A 3,136-nucleotide genomic window follows, 5' to 3' on the forward strand; every position below is an offset into this window, starting at 1 on the left:
AGTATATGAAAGACGCGCATTTGTTATCATCATCCCTGAATTCAGAGATGTATATTTTGGCCACAGCGATGTGGCCTTTTTCTTTTCTGCTTAAGCCTGCTTCGCCAGAAACGCCTCAAACGACTCGGTATCCGCCGCTTCAACCTCTTTCTGACGCACCACGGACGCTTCGCGTTCCGCGACAAAATCTGATTCGCTCAGGATTTCTAACGGCTCCTGTATCAGCATTTCACGGTACTCCGCCGAAAGTGAGCGACCCGTACCACCAATGCCCTGATCAATCATAGAACGCAGAATACGCGCTGAGAATGTCAGTTCCGGGTTATCAAAGCACGCTACCAGCTGGTCGCAAATCTGTTGATATGCGTCGCCACCGTCGATGCTGTCCATCGTCCGGGCAACTCGCTTCAGATCGCGGAACAGATCTTTGCCGACTTTCGTCAGCGGGAACTGTGCCGTTTCGCAGCCGATACCCAGCGTCAGACCCGGTTTACGTCCTTCCAGAATAACGCGGTTCCAGTTTGTTCGGGTACAGAGCAGTTCGTCTGAACTCATTTCCGGCGCATCCGCCAGCACGCACCAGACCATAAACAGATCCAGGAAGCGAACCTGCTGCTCATCAACGCCAATCGGTGAGAACGGGTTGATATCCAGCGAGCGCACTTCAATGTATTCGATCCCACCGCGCTGCAGCGCATCCGACGGGGTTTCGCCGCTGCGCGTCACGCGCTTAGGACGAATAGGCGCATACAGCTCGTTTTCAATCTGCAGCACATTGCTGTTAATTTGCAGGCGCTTACCGTCTTTTTCGAGGCCGATTTTCTCGTACTCTTCCGACGGGGTTTTGATCGCCCGCTTCAATCCTGCCACATATTCGTGCAATTCGTTAAACGTAATACCGAGATTGCTTTGCGATTTATTGGTATAACCGAGATCGCTCAGCCGCAGAGAGGTGGCGTACGGAAGATAGTACATTCCGCACTCGGTCTTCTCGAACGGCAGCGTGGTCGGTTTCCCCTGCAGGAACGAAGAACAGATCGCCGGGGAGGCACCAAACAGATACGGGATCACCCAGCCGAAACGGTAATAGTTGCGGATGAGGCGGAAATAGCCCTCCGAGATCGCGTCTTTATCCGTTTCACCGCATTTCGCCTGCCAGAATGCCATTGGCAGCGAGAAGTTGTAATGCACACCCGAGATCGTCTGCATCAACGCGCCGTAGCGGTTTTTCAGCCCTTCACGATAGAGCGTTTTCAGCCGGCCGATATTTGACGTGCCGTACTGCGCCAGCTCAATCTCCTGGCCCTGCTCGATATAGCACGGCATGCTGAGGGGCCACATACGTTCGTCGCCCAGGTTGCGCGCGGTATAACGATGGATATCGCGCATGATCGTCAGCATATGATCAATATCACCCTCTACTGGGGTGATGAACTCCAGCAGCGCTTCAGCGAAATCGGTTGTGATCCATTTATGTGTCAGCGCCGAGCCTAACGCCTTCGGGTGACCCGTCGTCGCTAAACTGCCGTCTGCGTTAACGCGCAGCGTTTCACGCTCAAGACCACGCTGAATACCCTTCAATGCCTGAGGGTGGTTTTCCAGCCAGGCCAGCGCCTGAGATACGTCCGGGATCAAATTGACCTCCCGCCTGTCAAAGTAATGTTACTCAGCATAATTGTAATGGTTGACGATTGAAGGTCGCGTATTCATTCCACCAATTAGTGCCACCACGTCATACCCTGTAGTGTTGCCCACGCCACGAGAACATAGCGCAACGCCTTGCCAAGGCACAAAAAAAAGAGCACCGGTCCCCAGGAGATGCGCATCCATCCCGCCAGCAGACACAGTAAATCGCCTATTACAGGCATCCAGCTTAATAACAGCGTGGCAGCGCCATAGCGTTTTAGCCAGCCGACTGCCTTTTCCTGCCAGCGCGATTTTTCACGCAGCGGAAAGAAACGCCCAAGAATAACGTTAGTCAGCCCTCCAAGGCTATTACCCATTGTTGCTATTAATACAAGCAGCCAGGGCTGACTCACGCCGGACAACAGCATCGCCACCAGCACCACTTCCGAATTTCCCGGTAACAGCGTGGCGCTTAAAAAACTGCTGGCGAATAATGAGGCAAGTGACAGCACGTCACTCACAGTAAGCGTACATCCACCGCATCCATTCCGGCATCACGCGCGGCCTGGATGCCGAAATCGGCATCTTCAAACACGACGCATTTTGCCGCCGGGACGCCCATTAATTCTGCGCAAAGCAGGAAGGTGTCCGGCGCGGGCTTGTGATGTTTAACATGATCGGCGGCGACCACGGCAGAAAAATAGTGGCGCAGGCCAAGATGATTGAGCAAAGCTTCTGCAATCGCACTTTCGCTGCCTGTTCCTACCGACATCGGGCGACGCCCGTGCCACTCTTTTACCACATCAATCAGCGGCAGAGGGCGTACGGTATCTAAAAGCATGGCTTTTACTGCATCGGTTTTTTCGCGCGCGAGCAGGTGCGGGTCGAGATCGGCCTGATTCAGTTCAATCACGGCCTGTGCAATACGCCAGGTGGGAGATCCGTTGAGGGCAATCATCGCCTGAAGATCGAAACGCATACCGTAGCGGCCCAGGGCGTCTGTCCAGGCTTGACGATGCGTGGGTTCGGTATCCAGAAGAGTGCCATCCATATCGAAGATCAAACCGTCATACTGTGCGTACATCGTGCTCTCGCTAAACGATTAACAAAGCATTACTTTATCGTAAATGGTGGTTTTTGTCGCTGACTGAGAGTGTGATTGCTGACGGAACGTCGAAGGAATAAACAAAGAAGGAGAAGATGGTGCATCCGGGAGGATTCGAACCTCCGACCGCTCGGTTCGTAGCCGAGTACTCTATCCAGCTGAGCTACGGATGCATCGGGAAATGCTTTCAGAAACAGTAAATGGTGCATCCGGGAGGATTCGAACCTCCGACCGCTCGGTTCGTAGCCGAGTACTCTATCCAGCTGAGCTACGGATGCATCAGGGTACTGCTTTCAGAAATAGTAAATGGTGCATCCGGGAGGATTCGAACCTCCGACCGCTCGGTTCGTAGCCGAGTACTCTATCCAGCTGAGCTACGGATGCATCGGGATTTACTACTGTACT

The 3,136-nt window shown here is 53.5% G+C and carries 3 protein-coding genes and 3 tRNA genes; all 6 read right to left on the reverse strand.

The window, feature by feature from the left end:
• Nucleotides 1–90: 90 nt before the first annotated feature.
• The 6 genes from gshA to ACWYRJ_RS20660 all read right to left on the reverse strand — a co-directional run bounded on the left by gshA (nt 91) and on the right by ACWYRJ_RS20660 (nt 3,115).
• A complete protein-coding gene (gene gshA, locus ACWYRJ_RS20635) occupies nt 91–1,635 on the reverse strand; it encodes a glutamate--cysteine ligase (RefSeq protein ID WP_115876132.1) in 1,545 nt (514 codons plus the stop codon).
• An 83-nt stretch (nt 1,636–1,718) separates the two neighbouring features.
• Nucleotides 1,719–2,147, reverse strand: a complete 429-nt coding sequence (locus tag ACWYRJ_RS20640) for a YqaA family protein (protein WP_048975561.1) — start codon at nt 2,145–2,147, stop codon at nt 1,719–1,721.
• Nucleotides 2,144–2,710 (reverse strand): fructose-1-phosphate/6-phosphogluconate phosphatase, encoded by a 567-nt coding sequence (gene yqaB / locus ACWYRJ_RS20645; RefSeq protein ID WP_455508534.1) that lies wholly within the window; start codon nt 2,708–2,710, stop codon nt 2,144–2,146. Before yqaB ends, ACWYRJ_RS20640 begins: the two co-directional genes overlap by 4 nt.
• A gap of 117 nt (nt 2,711–2,827) precedes the next feature.
• Nucleotides 2,828–2,904: transfer RNA gene (locus ACWYRJ_RS20650), tRNA-Arg, on the reverse strand.
• A gap of 28 nt (nt 2,905–2,932) precedes the next feature.
• Nucleotides 2,933–3,009, reverse strand: a tRNA-Arg gene (locus ACWYRJ_RS20655).
• A 29-nt stretch (nt 3,010–3,038) separates the two neighbouring features.
• Nucleotides 3,039–3,115: transfer RNA gene (locus ACWYRJ_RS20660), tRNA-Arg, on the reverse strand.
• Nucleotides 3,116–3,136 lie beyond the last annotated feature (21 nt).

This window comes from Enterobacter sp. (genome assembly GCF_977039595.1).